The organism is Cupriavidus sp. 09_S30 (genome assembly GCF_056930435.1).
This window is the reverse complement of sequence record NZ_JBXOWI010000001.1, coordinates 2630462-2654375: the sequence shown is the minus strand read 5'-3', so window position 1 is coordinate 2654375 and position 23914 is coordinate 2630462. Positions and strand designations below refer to the sequence as shown.

The 23914-nt window shown below is 64.7% G+C and carries 30 protein-coding genes; 6 read left to right on the top strand and 24 right to left on the bottom strand.

Annotated elements, in window-relative coordinates:
- Window positions 1–43: 43 nt before the first annotated feature.
- Together AC1Z3O_RS12545 and AC1Z3O_RS12540 are read right to left on the bottom strand one after the other, a co-directional pair.
- Window positions 44–742, bottom strand: a complete 699-nt coding sequence (locus tag AC1Z3O_RS12545) for a glutathione binding-like protein (protein WP_483517589.1) — start codon at window positions 740–742, stop codon at window positions 44–46.
- A 178-nt stretch (window positions 743–920) separates the two neighbouring features.
- Window positions 921–2183, bottom strand: coding sequence for an acyl-CoA dehydrogenase family protein (locus AC1Z3O_RS12540; protein WP_483516046.1), 1263 nt, complete (start codon window positions 2181–2183; stop codon window positions 921–923).
- Between the two features lie 173 nt (window positions 2184–2356).
- Between AC1Z3O_RS12540 and AC1Z3O_RS12535 the strand changes: the two genes are divergently transcribed.
- Window positions 2357–3289, top strand: coding sequence for a LysR family transcriptional regulator (locus tag AC1Z3O_RS12535; RefSeq protein ID WP_483516045.1), 933 nt, complete (start codon window positions 2357–2359; stop codon window positions 3287–3289).
- 744 nt (window positions 3290–4033) lie between these two features.
- Here the strand turns inward: AC1Z3O_RS12535 and AC1Z3O_RS12530 are convergent.
- Window positions 4034–4645 (bottom strand): glutathione S-transferase, encoded by a 612-nt coding sequence (locus AC1Z3O_RS12530; RefSeq protein WP_483516044.1) that lies wholly within the window; start codon window positions 4643–4645, stop codon window positions 4034–4036.
- 289 nt (window positions 4646–4934) lie between these two features.
- Here AC1Z3O_RS12530 and ggt point away from each other — a divergent pair, with 289 nt between their 5' ends.
- Window positions 4935–6821, top strand: coding sequence for a gamma-glutamyltransferase (gene ggt, locus AC1Z3O_RS12525; RefSeq protein ID WP_483516043.1), 1887 nt, complete (start codon window positions 4935–4937; stop codon window positions 6819–6821).
- Between the two features lie 94 nt (window positions 6822–6915).
- Here ggt and AC1Z3O_RS12520 read toward each other — a convergent pair whose 3' ends face one another.
- Together AC1Z3O_RS12520 and AC1Z3O_RS12515 are read right to left on the bottom strand one after the other, a co-directional pair.
- Window positions 6916–7272, bottom strand: coding sequence for a DOPA 4,5-dioxygenase family protein (locus AC1Z3O_RS12520; RefSeq protein WP_483517588.1), 357 nt, complete (start codon window positions 7270–7272; stop codon window positions 6916–6918).
- A gap of 144 nt (window positions 7273–7416) precedes the next feature.
- Window positions 7417–8121: a glutathione S-transferase N-terminal domain-containing protein gene (locus AC1Z3O_RS12515; protein ID WP_483516042.1), complete on the bottom strand. Its 705-nt coding sequence runs from the start codon at window positions 8119–8121 to the stop codon at window positions 7417–7419.
- Between the two features lie 335 nt (window positions 8122–8456).
- Between AC1Z3O_RS12515 and AC1Z3O_RS12510 the strand changes: the two genes are divergently transcribed.
- Window positions 8457–10457: a gamma-glutamyltransferase family protein gene (locus tag AC1Z3O_RS12510; RefSeq protein ID WP_483516041.1), complete on the top strand. Its 2001-nt coding sequence runs from the start codon at window positions 8457–8459 to the stop codon at window positions 10455–10457.
- A 181-nt stretch (window positions 10458–10638) separates the two neighbouring features.
- On the opposite strand, the gene AC1Z3O_RS12505 is transcribed toward AC1Z3O_RS12510, so the two are convergent.
- The 18 genes from AC1Z3O_RS12505 to AC1Z3O_RS12420 all read right to left on the bottom strand — a co-directional run bounded on the left by AC1Z3O_RS12505 (window position 10639) and on the right by AC1Z3O_RS12420 (window position 22278).
- Complete coding sequence (locus AC1Z3O_RS12505; protein WP_483516040.1) at window positions 10639–11760, bottom strand: tyrosine-type recombinase/integrase; 1122 nt, start codon at window positions 11758–11760, stop codon at window positions 10639–10641.
- Complete coding sequence (locus AC1Z3O_RS12500; protein WP_483516039.1) at window positions 11750–11968, bottom strand: excisionase; 219 nt, start codon at window positions 11966–11968, stop codon at window positions 11750–11752. The genes AC1Z3O_RS12505 and AC1Z3O_RS12500 overlap by 11 nt, the downstream gene beginning before the upstream one ends.
- Before the next feature lie 60 nt (window positions 11969–12028).
- Window positions 12029–12418, bottom strand: coding sequence for a hypothetical protein (locus tag AC1Z3O_RS12495; protein ID WP_483516038.1), 390 nt, complete (start codon window positions 12416–12418; stop codon window positions 12029–12031).
- A gap of 1 nt (window position 12419) precedes the next feature.
- Window positions 12420–12920, bottom strand: coding sequence for a DUF5406 family protein (locus AC1Z3O_RS12490; protein ID WP_483516037.1), 501 nt, complete (start codon window positions 12918–12920; stop codon window positions 12420–12422).
- Entirely contained in the window at window positions 12917–13570 is a 654-nt protein-coding gene (locus AC1Z3O_RS12485; RefSeq protein ID WP_483516036.1) for a hypothetical protein, read from the bottom strand. The genes AC1Z3O_RS12490 and AC1Z3O_RS12485 overlap by 4 nt, the downstream gene beginning before the upstream one ends.
- The gene (locus tag AC1Z3O_RS12480) at window positions 13567–13965 is read right to left on the bottom strand and encodes a hypothetical protein (protein WP_483516035.1); all 399 of its coding nucleotides are present in this window, start codon (window positions 13963–13965) and stop codon (window positions 13567–13569) included. Before AC1Z3O_RS12480 ends, AC1Z3O_RS12485 begins: the two co-directional genes overlap by 4 nt.
- Window positions 13962–15281 (bottom strand): hypothetical protein, encoded by a 1320-nt coding sequence (locus tag AC1Z3O_RS12475; protein ID WP_483516034.1) that lies wholly within the window; start codon window positions 15279–15281, stop codon window positions 13962–13964. The genes AC1Z3O_RS12480 and AC1Z3O_RS12475 overlap by 4 nt, the downstream gene beginning before the upstream one ends.
- Entirely contained in the window at window positions 15278–16474 is a 1197-nt protein-coding gene (locus AC1Z3O_RS12470; RefSeq protein ID WP_483516033.1) for a reverse transcriptase domain-containing protein, read from the bottom strand. The genes AC1Z3O_RS12475 and AC1Z3O_RS12470 overlap by 4 nt, the downstream gene beginning before the upstream one ends.
- Window positions 16475–16693: 219 nt before the next feature.
- Window positions 16694–17050 (bottom strand): four helix bundle protein, encoded by a 357-nt coding sequence (locus tag AC1Z3O_RS12465; RefSeq protein WP_483516032.1) that lies wholly within the window; start codon window positions 17048–17050, stop codon window positions 16694–16696.
- An 18-nt stretch (window positions 17051–17068) separates the two neighbouring features.
- Entirely contained in the window at window positions 17069–17575 is a 507-nt protein-coding gene (locus AC1Z3O_RS12460) for an Lcl C-terminal domain-containing protein (protein ID WP_483516031.1), read from the bottom strand.
- Between the two features lie 61 nt (window positions 17576–17636).
- Window positions 17637–18290: an Lcl domain-containing protein gene (locus AC1Z3O_RS12455; protein WP_483516030.1), complete on the bottom strand. Its 654-nt coding sequence runs from the start codon at window positions 18288–18290 to the stop codon at window positions 17637–17639.
- A 478-nt stretch (window positions 18291–18768) separates the two neighbouring features.
- On the bottom strand, window positions 18769–18927 hold the full coding sequence (locus AC1Z3O_RS12450; RefSeq protein WP_483516029.1) for a hypothetical protein: 159 nt from the start codon (window positions 18925–18927) through the stop codon (window positions 18769–18771).
- Window positions 18924–19049, bottom strand: coding sequence for a hypothetical protein (locus AC1Z3O_RS12445; RefSeq protein WP_483516028.1), 126 nt, complete (start codon window positions 19047–19049; stop codon window positions 18924–18926). The genes AC1Z3O_RS12450 and AC1Z3O_RS12445 overlap by 4 nt, the downstream gene beginning before the upstream one ends.
- On the bottom strand, window positions 19046–19606 hold the full coding sequence (locus AC1Z3O_RS12440) for a hypothetical protein (protein ID WP_483516027.1): 561 nt from the start codon (window positions 19604–19606) through the stop codon (window positions 19046–19048). Before AC1Z3O_RS12440 ends, AC1Z3O_RS12445 begins: the two co-directional genes overlap by 4 nt.
- On the bottom strand, window positions 19603–19839 hold the full coding sequence (locus AC1Z3O_RS12435; RefSeq protein WP_483516026.1) for a hypothetical protein: 237 nt from the start codon (window positions 19837–19839) through the stop codon (window positions 19603–19605). Before AC1Z3O_RS12435 ends, AC1Z3O_RS12440 begins: the two co-directional genes overlap by 4 nt.
- Window positions 19836–20258 carry a hypothetical protein gene (locus AC1Z3O_RS12430; RefSeq protein WP_483516025.1) on the bottom strand — a complete coding sequence of 141 codons (423 nt, stop codon included), beginning with the start codon at window positions 20256–20258 and terminating at the stop codon, window positions 19836–19838. The genes AC1Z3O_RS12435 and AC1Z3O_RS12430 overlap by 4 nt, the downstream gene beginning before the upstream one ends.
- A 618-nt stretch (window positions 20259–20876) precedes the next feature.
- Window positions 20877–21731, bottom strand: coding sequence for a hypothetical protein (locus tag AC1Z3O_RS12425; protein WP_483516024.1), 855 nt, complete (start codon window positions 21729–21731; stop codon window positions 20877–20879).
- Between the two features lie 37 nt (window positions 21732–21768).
- The gene (locus AC1Z3O_RS12420) at window positions 21769–22278 is read right to left on the bottom strand and encodes a helix-turn-helix domain-containing protein (RefSeq protein ID WP_483516023.1); all 510 of its coding nucleotides are present in this window, start codon (window positions 22276–22278) and stop codon (window positions 21769–21771) included.
- 81 nt (window positions 22279–22359) lie between these two features.
- On the opposite strand from AC1Z3O_RS12420, the gene AC1Z3O_RS12415 reads away from it, so the two are divergent.
- A complete protein-coding gene (locus AC1Z3O_RS12415) occupies window positions 22360–22602 on the top strand; it encodes a YdaS family helix-turn-helix protein (RefSeq protein WP_483516022.1) in 243 nt (80 codons plus the stop codon).
- Between the two features lie 3 nt (window positions 22603–22605).
- On the opposite strand, the gene AC1Z3O_RS12410 is transcribed toward AC1Z3O_RS12415, so the two are convergent.
- A complete protein-coding gene (locus AC1Z3O_RS12410; RefSeq protein WP_483516021.1) occupies window positions 22606–22950 on the bottom strand; it encodes a helix-turn-helix domain-containing protein in 345 nt (114 codons plus the stop codon).
- A gap of 166 nt (window positions 22951–23116) precedes the next feature.
- Here AC1Z3O_RS12410 and AC1Z3O_RS12405 point away from each other — a divergent pair, with 166 nt between their 5' ends.
- Together AC1Z3O_RS12405 and AC1Z3O_RS12400 are read left to right on the top strand one after the other, a co-directional pair.
- Window positions 23117–23515: an XRE family transcriptional regulator gene (locus AC1Z3O_RS12405; RefSeq protein ID WP_483516020.1), complete on the top strand. Its 399-nt coding sequence runs from the start codon at window positions 23117–23119 to the stop codon at window positions 23513–23515.
- A 222-nt stretch (window positions 23516–23737) separates the two neighbouring features.
- The gene (locus AC1Z3O_RS12400; RefSeq protein ID WP_483516019.1) at window positions 23738–23914 is read left to right on the top strand and encodes a hypothetical protein; all 177 of its coding nucleotides are present in this window, start codon (window positions 23738–23740) and stop codon (window positions 23912–23914) included.

Below are 23914 nucleotides of genomic sequence, written 5' to 3'. Positions count from 1 at the left end.
GCGTGGCCCGCACCAGGGCCTGCACGCTCAGGCGCCCCGGCCTTCAGCCGTGGCGCTGGTACTGCGTGACGCCGAACAGCATCTCGCGCGCGCGGGGATCGTCCTGCAGCGCGCGCCGCTCCTTGGACAGCACCTCCACGCCGCGCTTGACCGCGGGGCGCTCGGCAATGGTGTTGAACCAACGCTTCAGGTTGGGGTAGTCGTCCAGTTCCACCCCCTGGTTCTGCCAGTTGCGCAGCCACGGGAAGGTGGCGATGTCGGCGATGGTGTACTCGTCGCCGGCCAGCCATTCGTGCCTGGACAGCTGCGTGTCGATCACGCCGTACAGGCGCTTGGCCTCGTTGGTGTAGCGGTTGACCGCATACTCGATCTGCTCGGGCGCGTAGAGGCGGAAGTGGTGGGCCTGGCCCAGCATCGGGCCGACGCCGCCCATCTGGAACATCAGCCACTGCAGAGCCTCGTACTTGCCGCGCACGTCCTCGGGCAGGAAATTGCCGGTCTTGCCGGCCAGGTAGACCAGGATGGCGCCCGACTCGAACAGCGAGATCGGCTTGCCGTCCGGGCCGTCCGGGTCGACGATGGCCGGGATCTTGTTGTTCGGGCTGATGGCGAGGAAGTCCTTGCCGAACTGGTCGCCGGCGCCGATGTTGATCGGGTGGACGCGGTAGGGCAGGCCGCATTCCTCCAGCATGATGTGAACCTTGTGACCGTTGGGCGTGGCCCAGGTATAGACGTCGATCATCGGGAAGGGCTCCTGGCTGTGATCGTTGCGCATGCCACATCGACCGCCGATATGGCGAATCGGGCGATTTAAGCACAGAAGAAAAAAACGCGCAGACAGGCTGCGCGTTTTCCATGTAGCCGGCAGGGCCGCCTGCAATGAGGACGGGGGCGGCCGCCGCCGGAACGGCGGACGGGGCTCAGAAGCCGCGCGTCACCGGCATGTCGATCTCGTTCGGGTTCACATTCATGTGCTTGGCCAGCTCCAGCTTGGCGACGGCGTTGCGGTGCACCTCGTCCGGACCGTCGGCCAGGCGCAGCGTGCGCTGGTGCGCCCACCAGTTGGCCAGCGGGGTATCGCTCGAGACGCCGGCCGCGCCATGCACCTGGATGGCCCAGTCGATGACCTTGAGCGCCATGTTCGGTGCCACCACCTTGATCATCGCGATCTCGGCCTTGGCGACCTTGTTGCCCGCCGTGTCCATCATGTAGGCGGCCTTGAGCGTCAGCAGGCGGGCCATCTCAATCTCGCAGCGGGCCTCGGCGATGCGCTCGCGCGTCACGCCCTGGGCCGCCACCGGCTTGCCGAAGGCCACGCGCTTGAGGGCGCGCTGGCACAGCAGCTCGAGTGCGCGCTCGGCCACGCCGATGCTGCGCATGCAGTGGTGGATGCGGCCCGGGCCGAGGCGGCCCTGGGCGATCTCGAAGCCGCGGCCTTCGCCCAGCAGGATGTTGCTGGCCGGCACGCGCACGTTCTTCAGCTCGATCTCCATGTGACCGTGCGGCGCGTCGTCATAGCCGAACACCGGCAGGAAGCGCTTGATGGTGATGCCCGGGGTGTTGGCGGGCACGACGATCATCGACTGCTGCGCATGGCGGGCGGCATCGGGATTGGTCTTGCCCATCACGATGTAGACGTGGCAGCGCGGATCGCCGGCGCCCGACGACCACCACTTGGTGCCGTTGATCACGTAGTCGTTGCCGTCACGCTCGATGCGGCATTCGATATTGGTGGCGTCCGACGAGGCCACGGCCGGCTCGGTCATCAGGAAGGCCGAGCGGATCTCGCCGGCCAGCAGCGGCTCCAGCCACTTGTCCTTCAGTTCCTCGGAGGCGTAGCGCTCCAGGGTTTCCATGTTGCCGGTGTCGGGCGCGGCGCAGTTGAACACCTCGGCCGACCAGGGCACACGGCCCATGATCTCGCACAGCGGCGCATATTCGAGGTTGGACAGGCCCTGCGGGGCGCGCGGCGAGCGCGGCAGGAAGAGGTTCCACAGGCCTTGCTCGCGCGCCAGCGGCTTCAGTTCCTCGATCACCTTGGTCGGTACCCAGGCGTTGCCCGCTTCGCGGTTGGCCTGGATCTCGGCGTAGAAGCGCTTCTCGTTCGGGTAGATGTGCTTGTCGAAGAATGCCAGCAGCTTGGCTTGCAGTTCCTTGACCTTCGGCGAGTATTCGAACTCCATGGGGGTCTCCTCACAACCACAGAAATAAGCCGGCGCCACGGGCGTTGGCGGGGCGCCGGAGGGCACGGTCCGTGCCGGCTGGAGACACTCTATCGGAATCATGGTAATTAGGGAAATGAATTTTCTCGATTTGCTAGTATCAATATCCTGCATTCCATGACAGAATCCTTGCCATGCAGCTCTCCCGCATCGACCTGAATCTCTTCGTGGTGTTCGACGCCATCTACAGCGAAGGCAGCATCACCGCGGCCGCGCGCCAGCTCAACCTGACGCAGCCCGCGGTGAGCCACGCGCTGGGGCGCCTGCGTGCGCTGTTCGACGACCCGCTGTTCGAGCGGCGCGGGCAGGGCATGGCGCCTACGCCACTGGCGCGCTCTCTGGCATCCGAGGTGCGCGGCGCGCTGCAGTCCTTCGCCCGCACGCTGCAGGACACCCCGCATTTCGACCCGACCGCCACCGTGCGCCGCTTCACCATCGGCATGCGCGACGCGCTGGAATCCACGCTGCTGCCGCCGCTGATGGCGCGCGTGACCGCCGCAGCACCGCAGGTGGAGATCGCGGCGATCCGCTTCGACCGCCGCGAGATGGAATCCGAGCTGCTGGCGGGCACGCTCGATGCCGCCATCGATATCCTGCTGCCGGTGTCACCGGCCATCCACCACGCGCCCTTCATGGCGGACCCGATGGTGGTGCTGGCGCGGCGCGACCATCCGCTGGTCAAGAAGGAACTGACGCTGGAGCGCTACCTCGCGGCCGAGCACGTCCATGTGTCTTCGCGCCGGCGCGGCGCCGGGCTGGAGGACCAGGCTCTGCATCGCATGGGCCTGACGCGGCGCGTGCGGCTGCGCTGTCAGCACTATGCGGCGGCCTGCCGCGTGGTGAGTTGCACCGACCTGCTGGCTACGCTGCCTCTGCGCTATGCGCGCATTGCTAACGAGCCCTATGCCAATCGGTTGCTGACGCTGCCGTTCAAGGTGCCTTCGCTGGAATTGCATCTCTATTGGCATGCGGGCGGCGAGAACGACGGGGCCAACCGCTGGCTGCGGGAGCAGTTGATGGCGGTGATGGATGCGTTGGGGGGAGGGGGGCAGGAGGGAGGGGCTTAGTTTTCTTGGGGCTTGTTTGAATGGCTTGGGCCGTTTTGGCTGATGGCCGGTGCCAGGCTTGCGGGTTCGGTCTGGCGGTGTTGGTTGTTTGGGCGCAAAGGCCTGTTTCGACTCCCCTGCGGGGAGCCGACCTACTTTCTTGTCTTGCCAAGAAAGTAGGCAAAGAAGGCGCGCCGGATGCGGCTTACCCCCCCTCGCGGGCTGGCTGAAAGAGCGGCCGGGCCCCAACTCACATCGCCTTACGGCGATGCTCAGACAGGGGGCCCTCTTTTCCGCTCTTTCAGCCAGCCCGCGAGGCGCCGCATACGGCAGGGTAAAGACGCCACGCCTCGCTTCGCTTCGGGTGGCGGGTGAACCGGCAGCGGGAGCTGCCGGTTCACGGAAGACTTCGCCATTCCCACGGAATTGGCAGTGTCGGTGGCACCCGCGCCCCGACGGTTTGGCCGTTCCCTCCCGTTGTGCGGCGCCTCGCGATTTGCCGTGGCCGCCGATGAAGCCCGTCCGCTGTCTGAGCGGCCGCAGGACGCGAGTTCGGACGGGCGCGGCGGCCGCGGCAAATCGCGAGGAGTCTTTCGCCGCGCCCGGGTCGCCTTCTTTGCCTACTTTCTTGACGAGACAAGAAAGTAGGTCGGCTCCCCCGCAGGGGGAGTCGAAACAGGCCGTTGTCCGAAACAACCAGCACCGCCGGATTGGACCCGCGGACCAAAGCAGACCAAAGCAGACTAAAAGCAGACCAAAGCGGCCTCAAACCACCGGCGTCTCCAAAAACGCCTGCGTCTCCTCCGCCTGCAACGAAAACGCATTCAACCGCGGATAGTCAACCGCCGGCACCACCCCCGGCACCATCAACTGAATAAACCGCCAAGCCACAGCAATGCTGATGCCAGCCTGGTCCTCCGGTGTCGGCAGCGGCCCAGCATCCGTCAGCAACTCACCTTCCAGTTCCGCACAGGCAGCATGCAACTGCAGCGTGACCCGCTCCAGCCAAGGCGCGTGGCGCTTTTCCTCAGGCCGCAGGTTCTGCTCATAGACGATCTGCACCGCCTTCTCGCAGGCGGCCAGCGCCAGCCCGATGCGGCGCAGGGCGAGAGTGCGTGCGCGTGGCTCGGCTGGCATCAGGCTGCGGCCGGGCGCCAGGACGGTTTCCGCGTAGTCGATGATCAGCGTCGAGTCCATCAGCACCTGGCCGTCGTCGCAGACCAGCGTCGGCGCCTTGACCACGGGATTGATGCCGCGGAAATCCTCATAGGTGCGGAACACCGACAGCGGCTTGTGTTCATAGGGCAGCCCGAGCAGGCGCAGCGAGATGGCCGCGCGGCGCACATAGGGGGAATCCAGCATGCCGATGAGTTGCATATCCGTTCTCGTTCGTAATCGTTCGTAAGGCCAGGTCAATGATGGTGCGCCGGGGGCGCATGCCGATGCTGGCACATGCCGGCGTACGGTGTTGCCGGCCGGCTGCCACGCCCTGTTACTCTAGCGCGGATGGCCGCTCAGGAATATCAAGAAGTTGTCCTGTCAATGGCTGGAGGAGGGGCGCGCCTACGCCTCCGGGCTGGCGCGGCTGCCGGTCGCGCAGCGCGGGGGGTGATTGCCGGCGGGGGCGCCGCTACAATCCTCGCTTCTACACCCAAGGAGACGACGCATGGCTCATCCCGCAACCCCTCCGATGATTGCGCGCGGCGCGCTCGCCGCCGCAATGCTTGCGCTCCTTGGCGCCTGCAGTACGCAGCAGGCGCCGAGCCAGGGCGCGGCAGCGGCCCCGGCGGCCCCGGCACAGCCCGCACAGCCCGCCGCGGCATTGCCGGCCGCGCCGGAAGTCGCTTCCGGCTACCGCACCGGCATGACCACCACCTTTGCGCAGCGCCATATGGCGGCGGCGGCCAACCCGCTGGCGACGGAGGCAGGACGCGAGATCCTGCGCCTGGGTGGTTCTGCCATCGACGCCGCCGTCGCCATGCAGGCCGTGCTCAACCTGGTGGAGCCCCAGGCCACCGGCATCGGCGGCGGTGCCTTCATCATGTACTGGGATGGCAAGCGCGTGCAGGCCTACGATGGGCGCGAGACGGCGCCGGTGGGGGCCACGGAGCGCCTTTTCCTGCGGCCGGATGGCAAGCCGATGGAGTTCTCCGAGGCGCAGATCGGCGGGCGCTCGGTGGGCACGCCGGGCGTGCTGCGCGCGCTTGAGCTGGCGCACCGGCAGCACGGCCGCCTGCCGTGGGCCCGCTTGTTCGAGCCTGCGATCCGGCTTGCCGAGAAGGGCTTCCCGATGTCCGAGCGGCTCTACACGCAGGTGGCGGCCGACAAGTTCCTGCCCGATTCGCCGGAGATGGCGGCCTATTTCCTCGATGCGCAAGGCAAGCCCAAGGCGGTCGGCACCCTGATCAAGAACCCGGAGCTGGCACGCACGCTGCGCCTGATCGCGCGCCAGGGCACTGCCGCCTTCTACTCCGGCGCCATCGCGCGCGACATCGTCGCCAAGGTCAATGGCAGTGCCAATGCCGGCTCGTTGTCCCTGGCAGACCTGCGTGACTACCGGGCCAAGGAACGCGAGCCGGTCTGCACCGACTACCGTCGTTGGAAGATCTGCGGCATGCCGCCGCCGTCGTCCGGCGGCATCGCCATCGCGCAGATCCTGGGCACGCTCGAGGCGTTGGAAAAGCGCGACCCGAAGTACGCGTTGGCTGCGCTGCAACCGAAGGCCGTGGCCACGCCGGCCGGCCTGGAGCCGCCCGTAGAGGCGGTGCACGCGGTGGCCGAGGCCCAGCGCCTGGCCTATGCCGACCGCGGCCTGTACGTGGCCGACAGCGACTTCGTGCCGGTCAATGTGGCCGGCCTGGTCGATCCGGGCTACCTCGCCACGCGCGCTGCGCTGATCGGTGACAAGAGCATGGGCAAGGCCGAGCCCGGCGTGCCGCCCGGCGCCAAGGTGGCCTTCGCGCCGGACCGCTCGCCGCCGCGCGTCTCGACCTCGCAGATCGTCGCCGTGGACAATCGCGGCGGGGCCTTGTCGATGACCACCACCATCGAGTCCTACTTCGGCTCGCACTTGATGGTGCACGGCTTCATGCTGAACAACCAGTTGACCGACTTCTCCTTCGTCCCCAGCGAGAACGGCAAGCCGGTGGCCAACCGCGTCGAGCCGGGCAAGCGGCCGCGCTCGTCGATGGCGCCCACGCTGGTGTTCGACCGTGAGTCGGGCAAGCTGGTGGCGGCGCTCGGCTCCCCCGGCGGCTCGCAGATCATCGAGTACGTGGCGAAGACCGCGATCGGGCTGCTCGACTGGAAGCTCGAGCCGCAGCAGGCGATCGGCATGGCCAACTTCGGCAGCCGCAACGGCCCGACCGAGGTGGAGAAAGGGCTGGTCACGCCTGGCCTGGTGCAGGCGCTGCGCGAGCGCGGACACCAGGTTGCCGAGATCGACATGACCAGCGGCACCCAGGCCATCGTGCGCGTGCGGCGTCCGGACGGAACCTGGATCTGGGCCGGCGGTGCGGATCCGCGCCGTGAAGGTGTAGCGCGAGGCGACTGAAGTCAGGCCGGGCTGTCCCCCGGCCTTCGCCGCCGTTGTCCCCGGCGGTGTTGTCTGGGGGCGCGTTGTCTTGAGGCGATGGCGGCCGGAATCTTCAGCCGCCGCCCAGCGCCTGCAGGTTCAAGGCGTGGCTGTGGCCGAACCACAGCGCGCAGTCGCGGTGGTCGCGCAGGGCATGGCCGGTGTTGGGGTGCATCAGCACGTCGAGCGCGCCATGGTGCAGCGCCAGCCATGAGACGAGCTCGGCGAGCTGCGCCGGCGCGAAGGCGACCTGGTAGCTCGCGCAGGGGTGCGGCCCCACCGGGCGGTCGTGCACCCGCCCCAGCGCGATGCGCGCGCCGAAGGCCGCGTCCAGCCGCGCGCGCAGCGCCAGCGCAGCGTCGCGGCTCGCGGCGTCGAAATAGACGTGTGCGTGCCAGTCGGAGATGCCGGAGGGTTCGGGGATTTCCATATCAGCCATGTCAGCCCTTTCAGTGCTATCCGCCCTGTCAACCTTAGCAGAGCGGCCGGCCATCTGTGCCGTCCCGCCGGCGCCAGCGCGGCGCGGGCACGCTGGCGCGCCAGGGTCTGCGCCCGCACCAGGCAGGCGGCAGGATCAGGTCCGCTTCGGAATCTCCAGTCCGCGCACCACCGCCGGCCGCGCCAGGAATGCCTCCAGCACGCGCGCGACGTTCGGGAAGTCGGCAAAGCCCACCAGATCGCCCGCCTCGTAGAAGCCGATCAGGTTGCGCACCCAGGGGAAGGTCGCGATGTCGGCGATGGTGTAGTCATCGCCCATGATCCAGGCGCGGCCGGACAGGTGGCCCTCCAGCACGCCCAGCAGGCGGCGCGACTCGGCCACATAGCGGTCGCGCGGACGCTTGTCTTCAAAGTCGCGCCCCGCGAACTTGTGGAAGAAGCCGAGCTGGCCGAACATCGGCCCGATGCCCGCCATCTGGAACATCAGCCACTGGATGGTTTCGTAGCGCGCGGCCGCGTCCTGCGGCAGCAGGCGGCCGGCCTTGTCCGCCAGGTAGATCAGGATGGCGCCGGACTCGAACAGCGCCAGCGGCTTGCCGCCGGGACCATTGGGGTCGAGCATGGCCGGGATCTTGTTGTTCGGGTTGAGCGACAGGAACGCGGGCGACATCTGGTCGTTGCTGTCGAAGCGCACCAGGTGGGCCTCATAGGGCAGGCCGGTCTCCTCCAGCATGATCGATACCTTGACGCCATTGGGCGTCGGCAGCGAATAGAGCTGGATGCGCTCGGGATGCACGGCGGGCCATTTCGTCGTGATGGGGAAGGCGGACAGGTCGGGCATGGAATTCCTGCGGCAGGCGCGTGTCGGGAAAGTGCTGATGATAATCGAGGCACCGGACCAGCGCTGGCGTGAGGAAGGCTGGCGCGCCCGACCGGGCCTCCGCTTGCGCGGAAGTGGTTCTGGCGCTGTGCTGCAATCCTGATCGATTCTGATTGTCTGCTCTTTGAGACTATGTTCTTCTCTTCCCTGGCGGAGCACCCCTGTCATTGCGCAGGCTTGCTCCGTCTCCGGCCCCGCCTCGCGCCACGGGCCGGCCCGCGCAACGCTCGCGGGGCTGGCTGCGTCCTGCACGGACGGGTCCGGTTCGACAAGAAACCACACGCAGGGAAGACTGAATGAAAACAAGAAACTATCTGCCGGCGATCGCTCCCATCGTCGCCGCCTCACTGTTGCTGGTGTCGTGCGGGGGCGGCGATTCTCCGCCGCTGACCCAGGCGGCCGATCCTACGCCGCCGCTGCAGGCCGATTCCAGTTGCCTGGCCACCGACAGCAGCGGCGGCAGTGTCGTGGTGGGCTCCAACCAGCCCGGCGATCCTTCCCTGCCGGAACCGGCATCGGGCTACCGTACCGGGCTCAAGCCGGTCTACGCGCAGAAGTACATGGTGTCGAGCTCGAATGCGCTGGCCAGCGCAGCGGGCTGTGCCGTGCTCAGGCGCGGCGGCAGCGCGGCCGACGCGGCGGTGGCCGTGCAGGCCGTGCTGGGGCTGACCGTACCCGAGGCCACCGGCCTCGGCTCGGGCGGACTGATGCTCTTCTATGACGCGGCCAAGAAGACCGTGCAGGCATACGACGGGCGCGAGACGGCGCCGGCCGCCGCCACCGGCTATTACCTGCGCTATGTCGACGAAGTCAATGACCGCAGCGCGCCCGTGCCCAGCGCCCGTGCCAGCGGCCGCTCGATCGGCACCATCGGCGTGCCGCGCCTGCTGGAGGCGGTGCAGAAGGACCATGGCAAGCTGGCCTGGAAGGACCTGTTCGGCGACGCCGTTGCGCTGTCCACCAACGGCTTCCGCATCGGCGGCCGCCTCGCCAGTGCCATCGCAATGAACGCGGCCAGCCTGAAGCGCGATCCCGAGGCGGCGGCCTATTTCCTCAACGCCGACGGCTCGCCCAAGGCGCTCGGCACGCTGCTGGTCAACCCGGCCTACGCCAACGCCCTGACCGAGATGGCCAGCAAGGGTGCCGATGCCCTGTACACCGGCAAGATCGCGCAGGATATCGTGGCCAAGATCGCCACCTCCGGCGGTGCCGACGGCAGCGTCATCACCCCGGGCAAGACCACGCTGGCCGATCTGGCCGCCTACGAGGCGAAGCGCCGCGAATCCATCTGCACCACCTATCGCGACTATTGGGTTTGCGGCATGCCGCCGCCGTCCTCCGGCGGCATCGCCGTCGCCTCGGCGCTGGGGATCCTCGAGAACTTCAACCTGAAGCTGCACAAGCCCACGGCCATCGACGGCGAAGGTGGGCGGCCAACGGTGTTGGGCGTGCACCTGGTCACCGAAGCGGAACGCCTGGCCTACGCCGATCGCGACAAGTACGTGGCCGACACCGACTTCGTGCCGCTGCCCGGCGGCAGCCCGGACGCGATGCTGAACAAGGCCTACCTGCAGGGCCGGGCGGGGCTGGTCAGCTTCAGCGCGAGCATGAAGACGGCCAACCCGGGCAACCTGGGCGCGGTGCCGCTGGGCGTGGACAAGCTGCTGGTCGAGCATGGCACGAACCACTTCACCATCGTGGACGGCGACGGCAACGTGCTGTCGGCGACCACCACGGTGGAGAGCAGCATGGGGTCCTTCCACATGACCAACGGCTTCCTGCTCAACAACCAGCTCACGGACTTCTCGGCCGACCCGGCGGACAGCAGCGGCACGCCCTATGCGAACCGCGTCGCCCCGGGCAAGCGGCCGCGCAGCTCGATGGCGCCGACGCTGGTCTTCAAGGTCGCGCCGGACGGCTCGAAGGGTGACTTCGTGATGGCCACTGGCTCGCCGGGCGGCGGCACGATTCCGCAGTACGTGGTGAAGACCCTGGTCGGCGTGCTCGACTGGGGGCTCGATGCGCAGCAGTCGGCCAACCTGATCGACTTCGGCGCGTCGAATTCGCCCACCACCACGCTCGGCGGCGAGCATCCCTATGTCAATAGCGCGAACGGCGGCAATGATGATCCGCTGATCACCGGGCTGCGGGCGCTCGGCCACACCATAGGCACGACGGCGCAGGCCAGCGGCGTCAACACCATCATGCGTGTGCAGCGCAATGGCGTGGCGGTGCTGCAGGGCGGCACCGACCCCCGCCGCGAGGGCGTGGTACTGGGCGACACCTTCAAGCCCTGACCGCGCTTGCGCCGGCGTCCGCGTCTTCCGCAGTGGAAGGCGCGGACGCCGGATCGCACCATTCCCCGCGTCCGCGATGCGGCGGACGCGGAACGATTACTCGCCGCGTAATCGAGCGCGCCGGAAAGCCATAGCTGGCGCGGGCCGTCTGCCAATCGTCTGGAATTCGTCTGGAATTCGGTCAGACGGCCACCTTGATCTCAATCCACTCGGCGCCACGCACATCGCGGTACATCGCTGTCATGCTGGCCGTCTTGTGCCCAAGGATGGACTGCGCGAACTCCGGCCCGTACTGCTCGGTGTAGAGCCGAGCAGACAAGCTGCGCAGCTCATGGAATGTCGCTGGATCCCTCCCTTCTTCCCACGTCAGTTCGGCATCCTCCCGCAGTGCTTGAAACGCCTTCGTGAGGTTATCTGCCGTCACAGTAGCACCAGGCTTGCGACGCCCTGAATTTCTGACCTGGTGCAATACGCTCTTTGAGATCACGCTATCGCGCGCCAGCTTGATCGCGTCGCCAAGCGTCATACTCAGCGCATCCAGGCGCAGCGACAGGGGAATCCTCAGCTTGATGGCGCCGCGCCCCTTGGAGGGGACGACATGCAGGAACCCATCCTTCGCGTCAGCAAACTTCATTCGCGCAATGTCTTCCCGCCGCTGGCCGGTCAGCAGCGCCAACTCCAGACTACGCGCCACCCACGGATCCATCGCCTTCGCCTTCGCGTAGACGGCGCGGAACTGCTCAAGCGTCAAGCGTGAGCGCTCCACATCGAATTTCGGCGCGCGCGTCACCGTGACGGGGTTCGCTCCCCCGTCGATCAGGCCAGCTATCTCGGCCTCCCGGAACATGTCGTTAAGAGTCTTGCGGATCAGCTTCGCCATGTTGGCGCCCCTGTCCTCTATGGCGGCATTGATGTACTTGTGAACGTCATTCGTCGTGATCGCCTTCAGCGCGTTACCGGCAAACGGCGCATCTAGGCATGCCCGGACGCCGGCCCTGACGGTCTTCATGGTTGCCGCGGCGGGGGACCTCTCGCTCTCATACGCTTTCAGGTACTCCGGCGCCCACTCTGTCAGCGTCTTACCTTCTGGCGTGCTGATGCGCTGCGCAAGCGACGTGTGTTCTGCGCGCCTCGCAATTTCGGCATTGGCTGCCCTGGCCTCCTGAAACGCCTTCGCCTGGTCGCGCCCGAGCCCGTAGTCTTTCTGTGTGCTCGGGTCGCGCCAGTAGAAGTAGCCTGCGCCGTTCTGGTTAAGGTTCGCCGGCCAGTTCCTGCGACTTGCCACCCTGCGCCTAGCGGCCATTTCCGATCCTCCGAGCGAGTTCACCGCCCTCGTCCATATAGACCGCATCAGGCTCGACGAAGTACATGCGCCCACACTTCACGGGTAGCGGGCTGATGAGGCCCAGCTTACGCCAGTTTCGAAGCGTGTTGCGGTGCGGCTTCGCGGTACCGAACATGCGTTCCGCCCAGGCGTCCAACGAGATGAGTTTAGGCATGCCGGTAGCCATCTGATTCTCCAATCCGCCAAGCGCGGCGGGTCAATTCGATGATTCGTTCTGCTGCTTCGGTCATGGCCTGTTGTCTGCGCCGCAATGGCGGCACGCTCCGGCCCAGAGCTGGCGCTCGACGATGAACCTGCCGCAGCCGCCGCAGTTGGTGAGAGAGCGCTTTGGCTTCTCGGGTTTGACCAGGACAATGCCGGTGCCGATCAGTGCCTCATCGCGGTTGATGTACTGCATGTCCACGGCCGGCCGGGTCTTGGCATCGATGTAGGACTTCGGCCAGGGGATGTCTGTAATGCGGGATTCATGCTGCGTCATGGCCTCGCCGCGAGTGTAGACATGCGCCTTGCGCAGATCCGTGGTGTAGCCGCTGCCGTCCTTTGCCCACCACAGCACGTCGTTTCCGACGTAGCTGCGGCTGTCCTGCAGGTAGTAGAGATCGTCGCCACAGTTCATCTCACTCCTCCTTCGCCGGAGAAGGGGCGGCGGCCGCGATGGCGGCGATTTCTGCGCCTACCAGCATGCCGGCAAGCCAGTCTTCGCCGTGCAGTTCGCCGTCCTCGCACAGCAGCACCTCGCCGTTGGGCCGCTGCAGTTCGATGCAGGCCATCTCGACTTCCTGGCTATGCTCATTCCAGGTGGGCTTCGCATCGAGCTGCTCATAGGCAAATCCCAGCGCGCACTCGATGACTTCCATGCCAGTGCAGTTGCCGCTGACGACTACCTCAACGGAAGCGCGGTAGTCCCACATCTGGAATGTCAGACGGACCTTCTGCTCGGCCATGCGGCCACACAGCACCATGTTCGGGTCGTAATTGAGCGGCACCGTGCTTTGCGGCTCTGCTCGGCCCTCCAGTTCTCGAATGCGCGCGGCAGCCCATGCGAGCCGCTTGCCGAAGAACCGCGAGCACATCTGGGCCTCGCGCTCCAGTTGGTCTACGGTGAACTCGGCCATCATGCCCCTCCCTCGCGCAGACCATTCAGTTGGCGAGCGCTTTGGTCCCGGGGCGAGCGGTAGAGCCGGCGGAAGATCTCGGCATCACACTGGGATACCCATGCGGCATCACCCTCGCCAAACTTGTAGGTGGCGTGATGCTCCCCGCCTGGGAAGCTGAAGTAGGCTAGGCAGTGGCCGCCCTCGGCCTCCAGCCGGTGGCCATAGACGTTGACGTGCGTAACCTTGCTGCCCGGGTACTTGGTCTCCACAAGCTCGATCAGCGCAGACTCCGCCGCTTCGCGCGATCGTCTCTCGGCTCTTTCCATTGCTGCGCATGAGTGGCTGCAGTAGACCATCCGGCCAACGGCCACGGCGCCGAGATCCGATGCGTCAAAATGCGGGTCCGGCTCTGCATCTTCCATGTCCTCATCGACGCGGCGGCCGCAGTGACCGCATTCGTAGTGCCAGCCTGCCGCGATCAGCGCGAGCGGGGGGACCGGGCCGGGTGCGTACTGGTCGAGTTCCGGCTTGCGGCGGCAATGGTCGATGTCCTCCCAGGCACAGCCGATGTCGCTTGCGCCTTCCCGGCGCGCGGTGGCAGAGTTCGTGGCAAAGACGATCTCCCAGTTGTCGCCGCCGTCGTATACCTCGTAGGCCTTCATGGTCGTCATGCCTCCTCCATTTCGTCTTCAACCGTCGCCAAGCGGTGCACGATGGTCGGCAACTCGATTCGCGTCGGCGCGATGCCCCATGCGGTCAGCAGGGCGCCGAACGCCGGGCGCGACGCGCGGGGAAGCCGTGTGCGTGGATTCCATCCATTCTTGGCGAGATCCTCACGCACCAAGCTAAGGGCATCCTTGTCCTCCGCCGTGTAATAGGTTCGATTGCGGCCGGGCTCATCCCCGCGTCGCTCGGCATTCAGGTACGGTTTGACGTAGCGCAGCACGGCGCTCACGTTGGCACCCGCTGCCTTGACTTCTCGGGCAAACACTTCGGCGCAGACGGAGCGGCCATTAAGCAGGGCGTCGATGACCGTTATTGCTACGGATCGGCGGGCGGTCGTCATGCTGCCCCTCCCTCGAGCTGGGCAGCGGCGCGGTCGAGGCGCTCGATTTCGGCTAGGATGAGAGCGTCAGCCTTCACCAGGTTGCGGCGCGGCGTGCTGGGCTTCCACCATTGCTCCGCCCACGGCCACCATCCCGGAATCATCCCGACCTTGGAGAATGGCGCACCCGGCGTAAGCGCGTAGCACGCGGCAGCCATTGCCATTTCACAATCGCGCTGCTTGTCGTCATGCTCCGGCGTCCAGCCTTCTGCATCGATCTGCCGGTGGCGTTCGGCCAGGACATCGCGCGCCGCTGCGCTGTCGCTTTCGGTGGCACGCGCCGCAGCGAGTGCGGCTTGCCGCTCACGGCGGGACATACGGGGCGCCTTCGGCTTCTGATGGATGAAGAGGGCGACCGGCCCATCCTCGGTGTCATAGATCTCCGAGAGAATCCAGCCTTCTCCGGCGGGCGTGGTCGGCGTCCATTCGCCGCAACCCTTCTCGCCAGCCCAGACAGCATCGCGCAGCGCTTCGTCGTCGCAGTCTGATTCCATGCTGACCGTGCAGCACTCGACGCCGAAGGCAGAAAGGAACATGCGCACGTCGTCGCCTTCGTCCAGGATCGGGAAAGCGGGATTCACCAGCCACCCGTCCGCATTACGTACGATCTCGCGCGGAGCCAGAAGGCGCTTGCGCAGGCCGATGAGATCCGCTGCTGGTGCCAATGCGCAGTCGGTGGAGGGTGGCGTGGCGAATGCCAGCGCAGCATCCCAGGCATTACGCATCAGCCCTTGCTCATAGTCGTCAATATCACCGGCGCGACGCAGCACGGACTGGAACACACACTCTGCCGCTTTCTTCTCCGCCTCGCGCGGCTCGCTCTGCTGCGTCGATGCGGCGGCCGAATTGCGCAACGCCCATTCCGCCTTCTGCGCCGGCCCCATGGCGTAACCGGGCTGGTCGTCGGGCAACTCGTCCAGCTTGTCGAGCGCATTGGACAGGTCATCAAATGCTGCGGCGTCCAGCACATGAATGCGCCCACCCTCGCCCTCGCGTTCTTCAGATTCGTCCAGCGCGAGATAGGCGCTGCGGGCCACCTCGATCAGCATGGCGACAACAGGGTGCGATGCGGCGGGCGCGGCGACATCGGCGCGCACATACTCGATGTCGGTGTCGAACTGTTGATCGGCGCACCAGCAGACGTCAGTCAGATCATTGAAATCGACATCCGTCGGGCATTCCTCGCCGACCACGAGAAAGATCTGTTTCGGTGCGGTCACGCGTACGCTATGGCCTTGTGTTGCCACCCCCTCGCGCACGTCTCGTTGATGTGTCATGCTGCTTTCCCTCCAAGCAGGGCCGCGGTGTCGCGGCGTGGGTAGATCTTGGTCAGGCTGGTGTCGACGCAATGTCCGCGGCGACGAGCGATGTTGGCGAATTGGGTTTGATGGCGACGGCTACCGGTCGCCTGGCGCAGCAGACCCAGGTAACTGTTGGCTGCGGCATAGACATCGGCCGCCGGCATTTCGCGAAGTCGGCGCGCGCCCACATTAACGGTCCGTGCTCGCGTGGTGCGTACCCACGGCCGGATGACCTGGCCGACGAAGTCGACGCCGCGGGCAACCGGCTGCAGGATGGTCTTGGTAGGGTTGAGCCGGGCGCCAAGCCGGCGCGGCAGGAATTCAGCAATGTCGTCATGCGCGGCATTCAGCCACTGGGGCGACTCGTGCAGTAGCACGAAGTCATCCACATACCGGATGTAGTGCTTCGCGCCGATGCGGTGCTTAACGTGCTGGTCCAGGACGTCCAGGTAGACGTTGGCGAAGAACTGAGAAGACAGGTTTCCGATCGGCAGGCCGCGATGCGCCGGCTGGTTGAGCAGGCTCTTGTGCGGCGGGACCAGCGTCAGCAGCTCAGGCCTGGCCTGCATGATGACATCTGGCCGCGGGTCATGCATCAGCACCAGGTCGGTCAGCCACAGCCACCAAGCCTCGGTGATGCGCGCGGCCAGCTGTGCACGGAGGATTTGCTTGTCGATGCTGACGAAGAAGTTCGCCAGGTCGCATTTCAGGTACCAAGCCGGGCGTACCCAATTCTCGGTGATGCTGCGCACCTTGGCCTCGAGCCGCTGGGCAGCGTAGAGGGTGCCGCGGCCCGGGATGCAGGCGCAGCTATCCGCGATGAATGATGCGTAGAAGCGTGCGGCGACCTGATTGTAGAGCAGGTGGTGCACGACCCGGTCGCGGAAGTCTGCCGCCCACACCTCGCGCGGCTTCGGTCGGGTGACGACGAAGCAGATGGAGCGGCCGGGTCGATAGGTGCCGTCTACCAGCTCCTGGTGCAGGCGCCACAGGTTGCGCTCGAGGTTCTGCTCGAATGCCAGCGCGCTGTGCGTATTGCGCTTGCGGCGCCGGCAGTCGAAGTAGGCCTCGACGAGGTCTTCGAAGGATGCGCGATCCGCACCGGATCGATCTGCGGACGGCGCGGGCGCGAAGCTCGTTGTTCTTGTGGTTGTTGTTCTGGTTGCCATTGTCGAAGTTCTGGTACCACGCGTTGTTGGAGTTGCGCTCGGACTGCGTCTGTTCGTGCTATCTACGTCGCCTCGCCGAAGGCTTTGCCGATCAGCGGAGAAACTGCGCTGGACCAGGCCTGGAGACTTCCAGCGGTATCCTCATTGCGCCTGGCGGTGGCCTTTTGGGCCAGCGGCACGACCAGATTGAAATTCGCACGGGCTTGACCGCCTTGACGGTCAAGCAACAGGCGACGGTGCGGACTTCCTTTTCCATCCATTGGCCTGCTTCCCGATGCTGCTGGTCAGCGCGATCGCCTTGGCGTACTGCGGCCGCGAAATAAGCCGCTTGTCCACCGAGAGGCGAAGAAGCAGCTCGGCCACCTGCAGGCGCTCGAGCAGATCCAGCAGCGGCGCTTCCTTCTCTCGCGAGACGTTCGCGCGGAAGATGAGGACCATGATCTCCAGGCATTCGTCGCGAATCTTCCCGCCGATCTGTGCCTTGAAGTCGCGCGGCATGTTCTTGGCGAGATCCGTGGCGACGTCGAGCAGCTCATATGCCGCCTTGTAGATCGGGAGCGAGGTATGGATGGCCATGCTGAAATGATCAAAAGATCAAATGGTCAATCTGCGGACGGCGCGGGCGCGAAGCTCGTCGCCCTTGTGGGTGTCGTCCTGGTAGCCATCGTCGAAGGTCTGGCACCACGCGTAGGTGGAGTCGCGCTCGGACTGCTCACAGGACCAATACCAGGCGCTCTCAAATTCCTCGCGCAGGTTGGCGAACAGCAGTGACTGCTCGCGGCGGGCGGGCAGCTCGCCGCCGACCGACGCAGCCCATTCCTTAGCCTTCTCCCAGGTCACCTCCTCGACGGCGCCAGGCAGCAGGATCAGGTGATGGCTCGGCTCGTCGTCCTTGCCGAGGATCAGGCCGGCGTAGCGCTCGCCGGGCGCCAGATCGGGGATGCGGATGTACAGGGCCGGGGTCGGTACCGGCGCGGGCGTCGCGGCGGCAGCGGCCTTCTGCAGCAGGCTGTCGAGCCAGCTTTTCACGACTGTTTCCTTGGGGATGCTGACCTGGGCGCCGCCCACCTCGACGGTGACGACTTCTGCGTGTTGGGTCATTGCGTTGCTCTCCACGTATGAGGGAAGGGGAGGCCGCTGGCGCGGCCATGAAAGGACTGAATTACTGAATCAGCAATCTGCGGACGGCGCGGGCGCGAAGCTCGTCGTACTTGGGGCCGTAGCCCTGGCCGCCATTGCCGAAGTACTGGCACCACGCGTTGAGGGAGTAGCGCTCGGACTGCGTCGACGACCAGTGCCACTCCTGCTCGAAGGCCTCGGCGCCGCCGTCTCGGAAAGCCTCGACAGCCGTCTGACTGGGGACGTCCTTGGTGTACGGATAGCCCACCGGCAAGCTGCTGGCGTTCTCGCCGTCGCGGAAGCTGGCCCAGTTGCCGGCGGTCGGCTTCAGGTTGCGGTACAGGATCTCCAGCTCGTCGCGCGCCGGCAGGTACCAGTCGTGAAAGCCGTTGATCTGCAGTCCCAGGGCCCACTTGGCGAGTTCGCTGCCGGCCTCGGCCATGGCAGCGGTGTTGGCGTGGCCGTCGAAGTAGCTCTGCGCGCCTTCGATGCGGTTGTAGCTCTCATGCCAGACCGTCTCATCGTGCTTGCCGCCGTCCTTGGGGGCGACGACCAGTGCATAGAGGCCATCGGCCTGGCGGATCTGGCCGGCGTAGAAGCCGCCACCGATGGCGTCGCCGGGCTGCAGGGTGGCAGCGGCCGCCTGCGTGATGGTGCTCAGGATTGCGGTTGCTTCTGCTGCGGTGGTTGCGGTCATGATCATCCTCTGGTGAAGGGGTACTGCATTGGGTCGGGTACTTGCGGCGGCGCGATCTTGGAGGCTTCCCTCGGTGTTTAGCGACTTGGGGCTGTCTTGCCGCTTTCCCCGGTTGATCGTTACGCCTGGTAGGGTGACCAGCCGAGGGTCGGCAGACCCGTGGATTTGCTGACTACCGGATTGCCGTGCTTGTCGACCTTCTGCTTGCGCACCATGACCTTCGGCGCGTAGATCTTCGAAGTGCGCTGCGCAACCTCGATCCAGTCCCGGGCGAAATGGGGGCATCGAAAGTGGGGCTTACTTGCACCGGCGCGTGACTGCTGAGGATGCCCTCGGCGATGGCGAGGACCTTGTCCTTCCACTCCTCCTTGGTCTTGTAGTCGGAGGTGCGCTCCAGGCGCTTCTCGGCAAGCTTCGTGGCATGCGTGATGGTCATGCCGTACACACAAAATGCGGACATGGTCTGGATTCCTTCTGATCAGTGCAGGCGAACGAGGACGGGCGAGCCAAGGCGGGCATCCCAGCGAGCGATGTAACCGCGCTTCTTCAGCAGCGACTTGCACGCCGCGACGGTCATATCGGGATCGGCGGAAAGGCACGTGCGTACCCATGCCTCCCAGGTGATGTTGGGATTCATGACTGTCTCCAGATGGGGGTGACGGTGGGCGCGTCGGGGTCGTTCGCCGCGTAGAGCCCAGACAGGGCGATCGCACCGGCGGCGACGGCGAACCAGAAGGCGATGGCACGTACGATCTTCATGCGTAGGCCCTCTGCTCGGCGCGCAGCGCTTCCTGATGCTTCTTCAGCGCCGCCTTGTAGCTGGCCTTGGCTTCCTTCTTGGTCGGAGCCCAGTTGCCTTCAATGCCGTGCCGGTGTTCGTATGGGTAAGGCTGGCGGCGATACATGCGGTATTCGCAGCCCCACTTGTCGCGCCGGCTATTGCCGTAAGCCTGGCGCTCCTCGAACTTCGGCAAGCGGCTGCCGCACAAGAACTCTGCGAACGAGTCTCCGGCGCAGCCGTCCGCATCAAGATAGTCTTGATACTTCGCCTGGGCGCGGGAGGGCGGCGGCGGGGGTGGTGGCAGGGCCTCGATTGCCAGCACCCGGCCGGCATCGGTCACATGGAAATTGACCTCTTCCTGCGGCACGAAGGATGGCGTGCGTCCGCGCCTTGCCCAACCTGCTGCGACCATTGCATCCCAGCGGGCGACATCAATGCCGCCAGCCAGGAAGTAGTTGCGATACGGCTCCCGCCGGTCCTCATTGATGCCGAGCGCGTGCTGCAGCAGGGCGATTTGTGCACGAGTCGCGGTCATGCGGTGCTCCCAGTAGCCTTGGAAATGACGGCTGCACGCTCGCTGTCGCGCGAGGGAACTTGACCCTTGATGGCTGCGCGGGCATTCCGCTCGGCCCACACCTGGCGCTGCAGCGGGGACATCAGCAGAGAGGCATTGCCGATGATGACGTGGGCCATCTGCAGCTCGCGCAGCAAGTCGGCGTTGTCGTTGGCAAGCCCAGCCTGGCGCAGGGCGGCTTGATCGTTGTTCATGCCACCTCCTTTTGCTGGGCATCGGCCAGTGCACGGTCCAGATCCGCCACATTCACGTGAGAACGGATACCCAGGCGGCCCTTCTTGAAGCGGACCGTTGCGAAGGTGCCGTGGTCGCGCCGCTGATCCAGCGCGAAACCGCAGGTCAAGAGCGCCTTCACCAGGAGGCGTTCTCCGGCGGAGCTAGAGCCGCCGATGCTGATCGTCGTCTTCTCGCCGTAGACGGCTGAGATGGCGCTCGGGTGAATGGTGAAGCCGGCCGCCTTGATTGCTGCGTGCTCGACTTCCAACAGCTTCACGGCGGTAGCGAGGGTCTTGATCTCGCTCAGGCGGGCGCGGCACTGCCATTCCGCGATCGCGGCCAACTGCTGTGATAGCGGCAGCGCCAGGATCTGGTCGTGGGTAAGGGGCCTGGCCATGGCTCAGACCCATCCACGCGAGGACGCGAAAGCGAACGCTCCGACTACGCAGAGCACCCGCAGCATGATTCCGATAGGTACGAGCAGGTCCATCCCTCATCTCCGGTTGCAAAGCACCGCACGCGATGCATCGATGAGGGTAGTCTACAAAGCAATTTGTAGCAGCGCAAGAAGAATACAGAGAAATTTGTAGTTCTTAGCTCAATCGTTCCTTGCGTGCGAGTTCCGACGCCAGATCGGAGGCGTGCTCAACCGCCAACAGTGGGGAGGATGCGTAGGCGCCGGATAGGTGGGCGGTGTAGGTTCCGTCCGGTTTCTTGCGGATGAGAATCGTGTCTTCCCCGGCAGGGGGTGACGCTCTCTTTGGGCGCTGACTTCTCCGGTAGTCGCCCAAATCTACTACGTTAGCCATTCTGTTTGACCCCTGTTGTCGCCGGGTGCGCCCCCGGCGATCCATCGAGTCATCGAAATATCTTTTAAGTTTCCACTGAATAGTCCCCCGCTAAAGTAGGAGGCAGCAGTTTCTGCATGGATTCCGGCAGAAGGCGCTGCTGGTGATGGCGACAAAAAAACCCGCCAAGGCGGGTTTTTTTAATGCTAGGGTAATCTTATGAAAGTTCACATTTCGGTCACTTTGCCCCCCATAACCTCTGCAATTGATTTTGCCGTGCCCCCGTTTTCCTTGTAGGACCTCCAAAGACGAGGCACTGCATCCGTACAATTGGCGATCACTGAGCCGTATGTGTAAAGGGAAACTTGATTCACCACGCCGGAGATCCTCCCGATATTTTTCTCATGGTCGATTCCCCTCTGAGCAACAGCGACGTTATTAGCGCACTCGCGCATAGAATTCGCGGCCGCTTCTGCCTTGTATTCAGGAGTCTGTTTGCGGGCCTCCGCTTCGATACGCCTCTCTTCGCGCTCTTTGATTGCTCGCTGCGCGAGGGTTGGCGCATCCAGGCGCTTCAAGAATCCTTGTGCTTCGGGTGATTTCTGGTCAGCTAATTTGATAGATCTGCCGATCTGATCCATGACGAACCCGGGGGCCTCATCATCGCTCAAGCGACTGGCGCCTGGCGTGAAGGCCGTGGTCGAGAACACAACCGGAAACGCGCCGAAGTAGGTCGATCCCTCGGCAGTTTTGCGCTCATCAAGAATCAGCGCCACAGAGTAGGTGCGACCGACCAGGTTGTCTACTAAACCGACTTCCCCTTTGTATACCCCCATGGGTTGCGTGATGCCCACGGAGGTCTTTCTCCAGAGATCTTCATTGTTATTTTCATTGCTTGCTATCTTGCCCCACGTTTCGTGGTCTACGGGGATGCACGCAATACCCTGTATGGGAAGAGATTCTTCGCAGCGTTGTGAAATGCTCGTCGGATCTTCAATGAGCAGTGTTTCTGCGCCACCGCCGGCTAATGAGATTCCGGGGACTATGGTGCAAAGCAGTAGCGCAGCAAGCGATTTTCGCATCTGACATCCCTTCCATACTTATGAGTTGAGGTGATCGTCATCTGGACGATTTGCTCTTGGCGGGCGCTCCCGCTATCGGGTCAGGCTTCCCGCCCTCAATGATGACGGTTTTCTCTGCGCTGGCCGGGGCGGACTGTTGCGAGCTTTCCAAGTCCTGAAGAAAAGCGAGGGCCTTTGTAAGAGACGCCCCGGAGAGCTCTTTCAGGATAGCGATAGCCCTGATCTTCTGCACGGTCTCCAGGGAAGGGGGAGGCGATTTGAGTTCAACGAAGGCGCCCGAATCCTCGGTCCTGATAACCAAGTCCGCCTGGGCGTCCGGACTCTCTCCTGTCCCATAGGAGAGCCACTGGGGATCAATCCTAAGGACGTCGGCAATCCGCGATGTGTACTTGCTGAACTTAGCGTTTTTGTTCGGATCCAGCAGGTGCTGGATGTTCTGGGGCTTGCAGCCCATGCCGACTTTCCGCGCCAGCTCGCTCTGGTCGGTGTGGGGACTCAGGCCGCGGGCCCTCATCGCAAATGCAAGGCGTTCTGCGTATGTAGACATACAAAGCATTTTGTTATGCCGCCTTGCAAAAAGGTGCGTAGCGTGCTACAAATGGATTTGTAGACATGAACGAGCAGACGAATGCAAGACAGCCCGTGGCAAAAAGCCGTTCGACTGGCGCACTCACAGGAAAAACTTGGGGCGCTGCTCGGCGTGACCCAGCAAACCATCTCGTACCACGTCGAGAAGGGCGGCCCAATTCCGACGAAGTACTGGCGCGCTATCGAGACCTCGCTGGGGCTTTCGCGCCAGGAGCAGCGTCCTGACGACTGGCGCGACCACTGGCCTGAGCTGGCTGGTGTTTCTGCTGCAACGGCGCAATGAACATCAGTTGCCGCTCTGGCCGTCTTCCAGTGCCTGAGCGATGCGTTCCAGTCGCGCAAGCAGCTCACGCACGTCTCGGATGCATTCATGGAGCGCCGGGCGCTGATCTGTCGGTTGACGGCGACCGCGGTGGGGTTTGCCTTTTCCAGTCGCGAGCCATTGGGCTGAAACACCAAGGGCGCGCGCAATGGCTTCTGTGTGCCGGCTCCCGGTCGCATTGCGGTTCGGGTCGGCCAGGTACTGGATGGACTGGTACTCGACGCCGACGCGCTGAGCAAGAGCGCGCCGAGAGGTCGGCGGCTCTGTCTGTTGCATTGCCCAGCGGAGGCGTTCGGCATACGTGTACATGCGGTCGAGTTTGTCATTGGCGCTGTGCAGATGTGTCTGTGTTTTGCCGGCAGAAGTGTTTGCCGGTCCAGGCGGCCTAAGTGCTGCCCGGTAAAAAATTTTCGGTCTCGCTCAACCGGTAATTCAACCTGTAATTCGATGATTTCTACCTATCGAGGCAACACAAATGAGAACGCTCGACAGCCCTGAAAGCCGCGCCCAGCCTAGCAATGGAGGTGATCACGGCCATGCTATGGCGGTAGCGGCCCGCTTTCTGCCGGCCGATCAGATTGCCCGATGCGCAAGCTACCGAGAGGCCTGTTTGATCGCCTGGCAGTGCCGCTCCAATCCACACCTGCAGAAGCGCACGCTGGCTGAGCTCTGCGGTCTGTACGCGCCTCACGTGACTGACTTCTTCAATGAGGAAGCCATGGACGCGAAAGGCTCAAAGCGCCGTGAATTGCCCGCAGAGAAGATCGCCGATGTCGAGCGTGTGCTTGGCAATCGAGCAATCAGCCAGTACCTGGCACGCCGCGGGATGCTCACTCTCATGGAAGAAGTCATCGCCGCGAGGACACATGGATGAATGCGAAACGCTGCGTAAGGCCCGGGGGGCGGTGCAGGACGCAGTGAAGAAGCACGGAAGTGACAGGGAGAAGCTGCTCAAAGCACTGCAAGAAGCGGCCAACGAGGACCCTGAGATGCATAGAGCTTTCGAGGCTGTCGGATTCCTAGACCACGAGGCTGAAGAGAGCACCAAACACTGACGGCGGGGTTTGAGCCCTGTCAGTCAAACTGGACCGGAGCAATGATCCACGAACTCATTCCGCGCGCTGAGCTGCGCAAGCACGGCGCCGAAGCCTTCCGCAAGGGGCTGTCCGAGCGGGACAACCCGCACTGGCCGCCCGGAACCGACGCCCACCTGGAGTGGAACGCCGGCTTCAAGGGCGAGCAGTACAAGCCAACCAAGACCCAGAACGCGTAG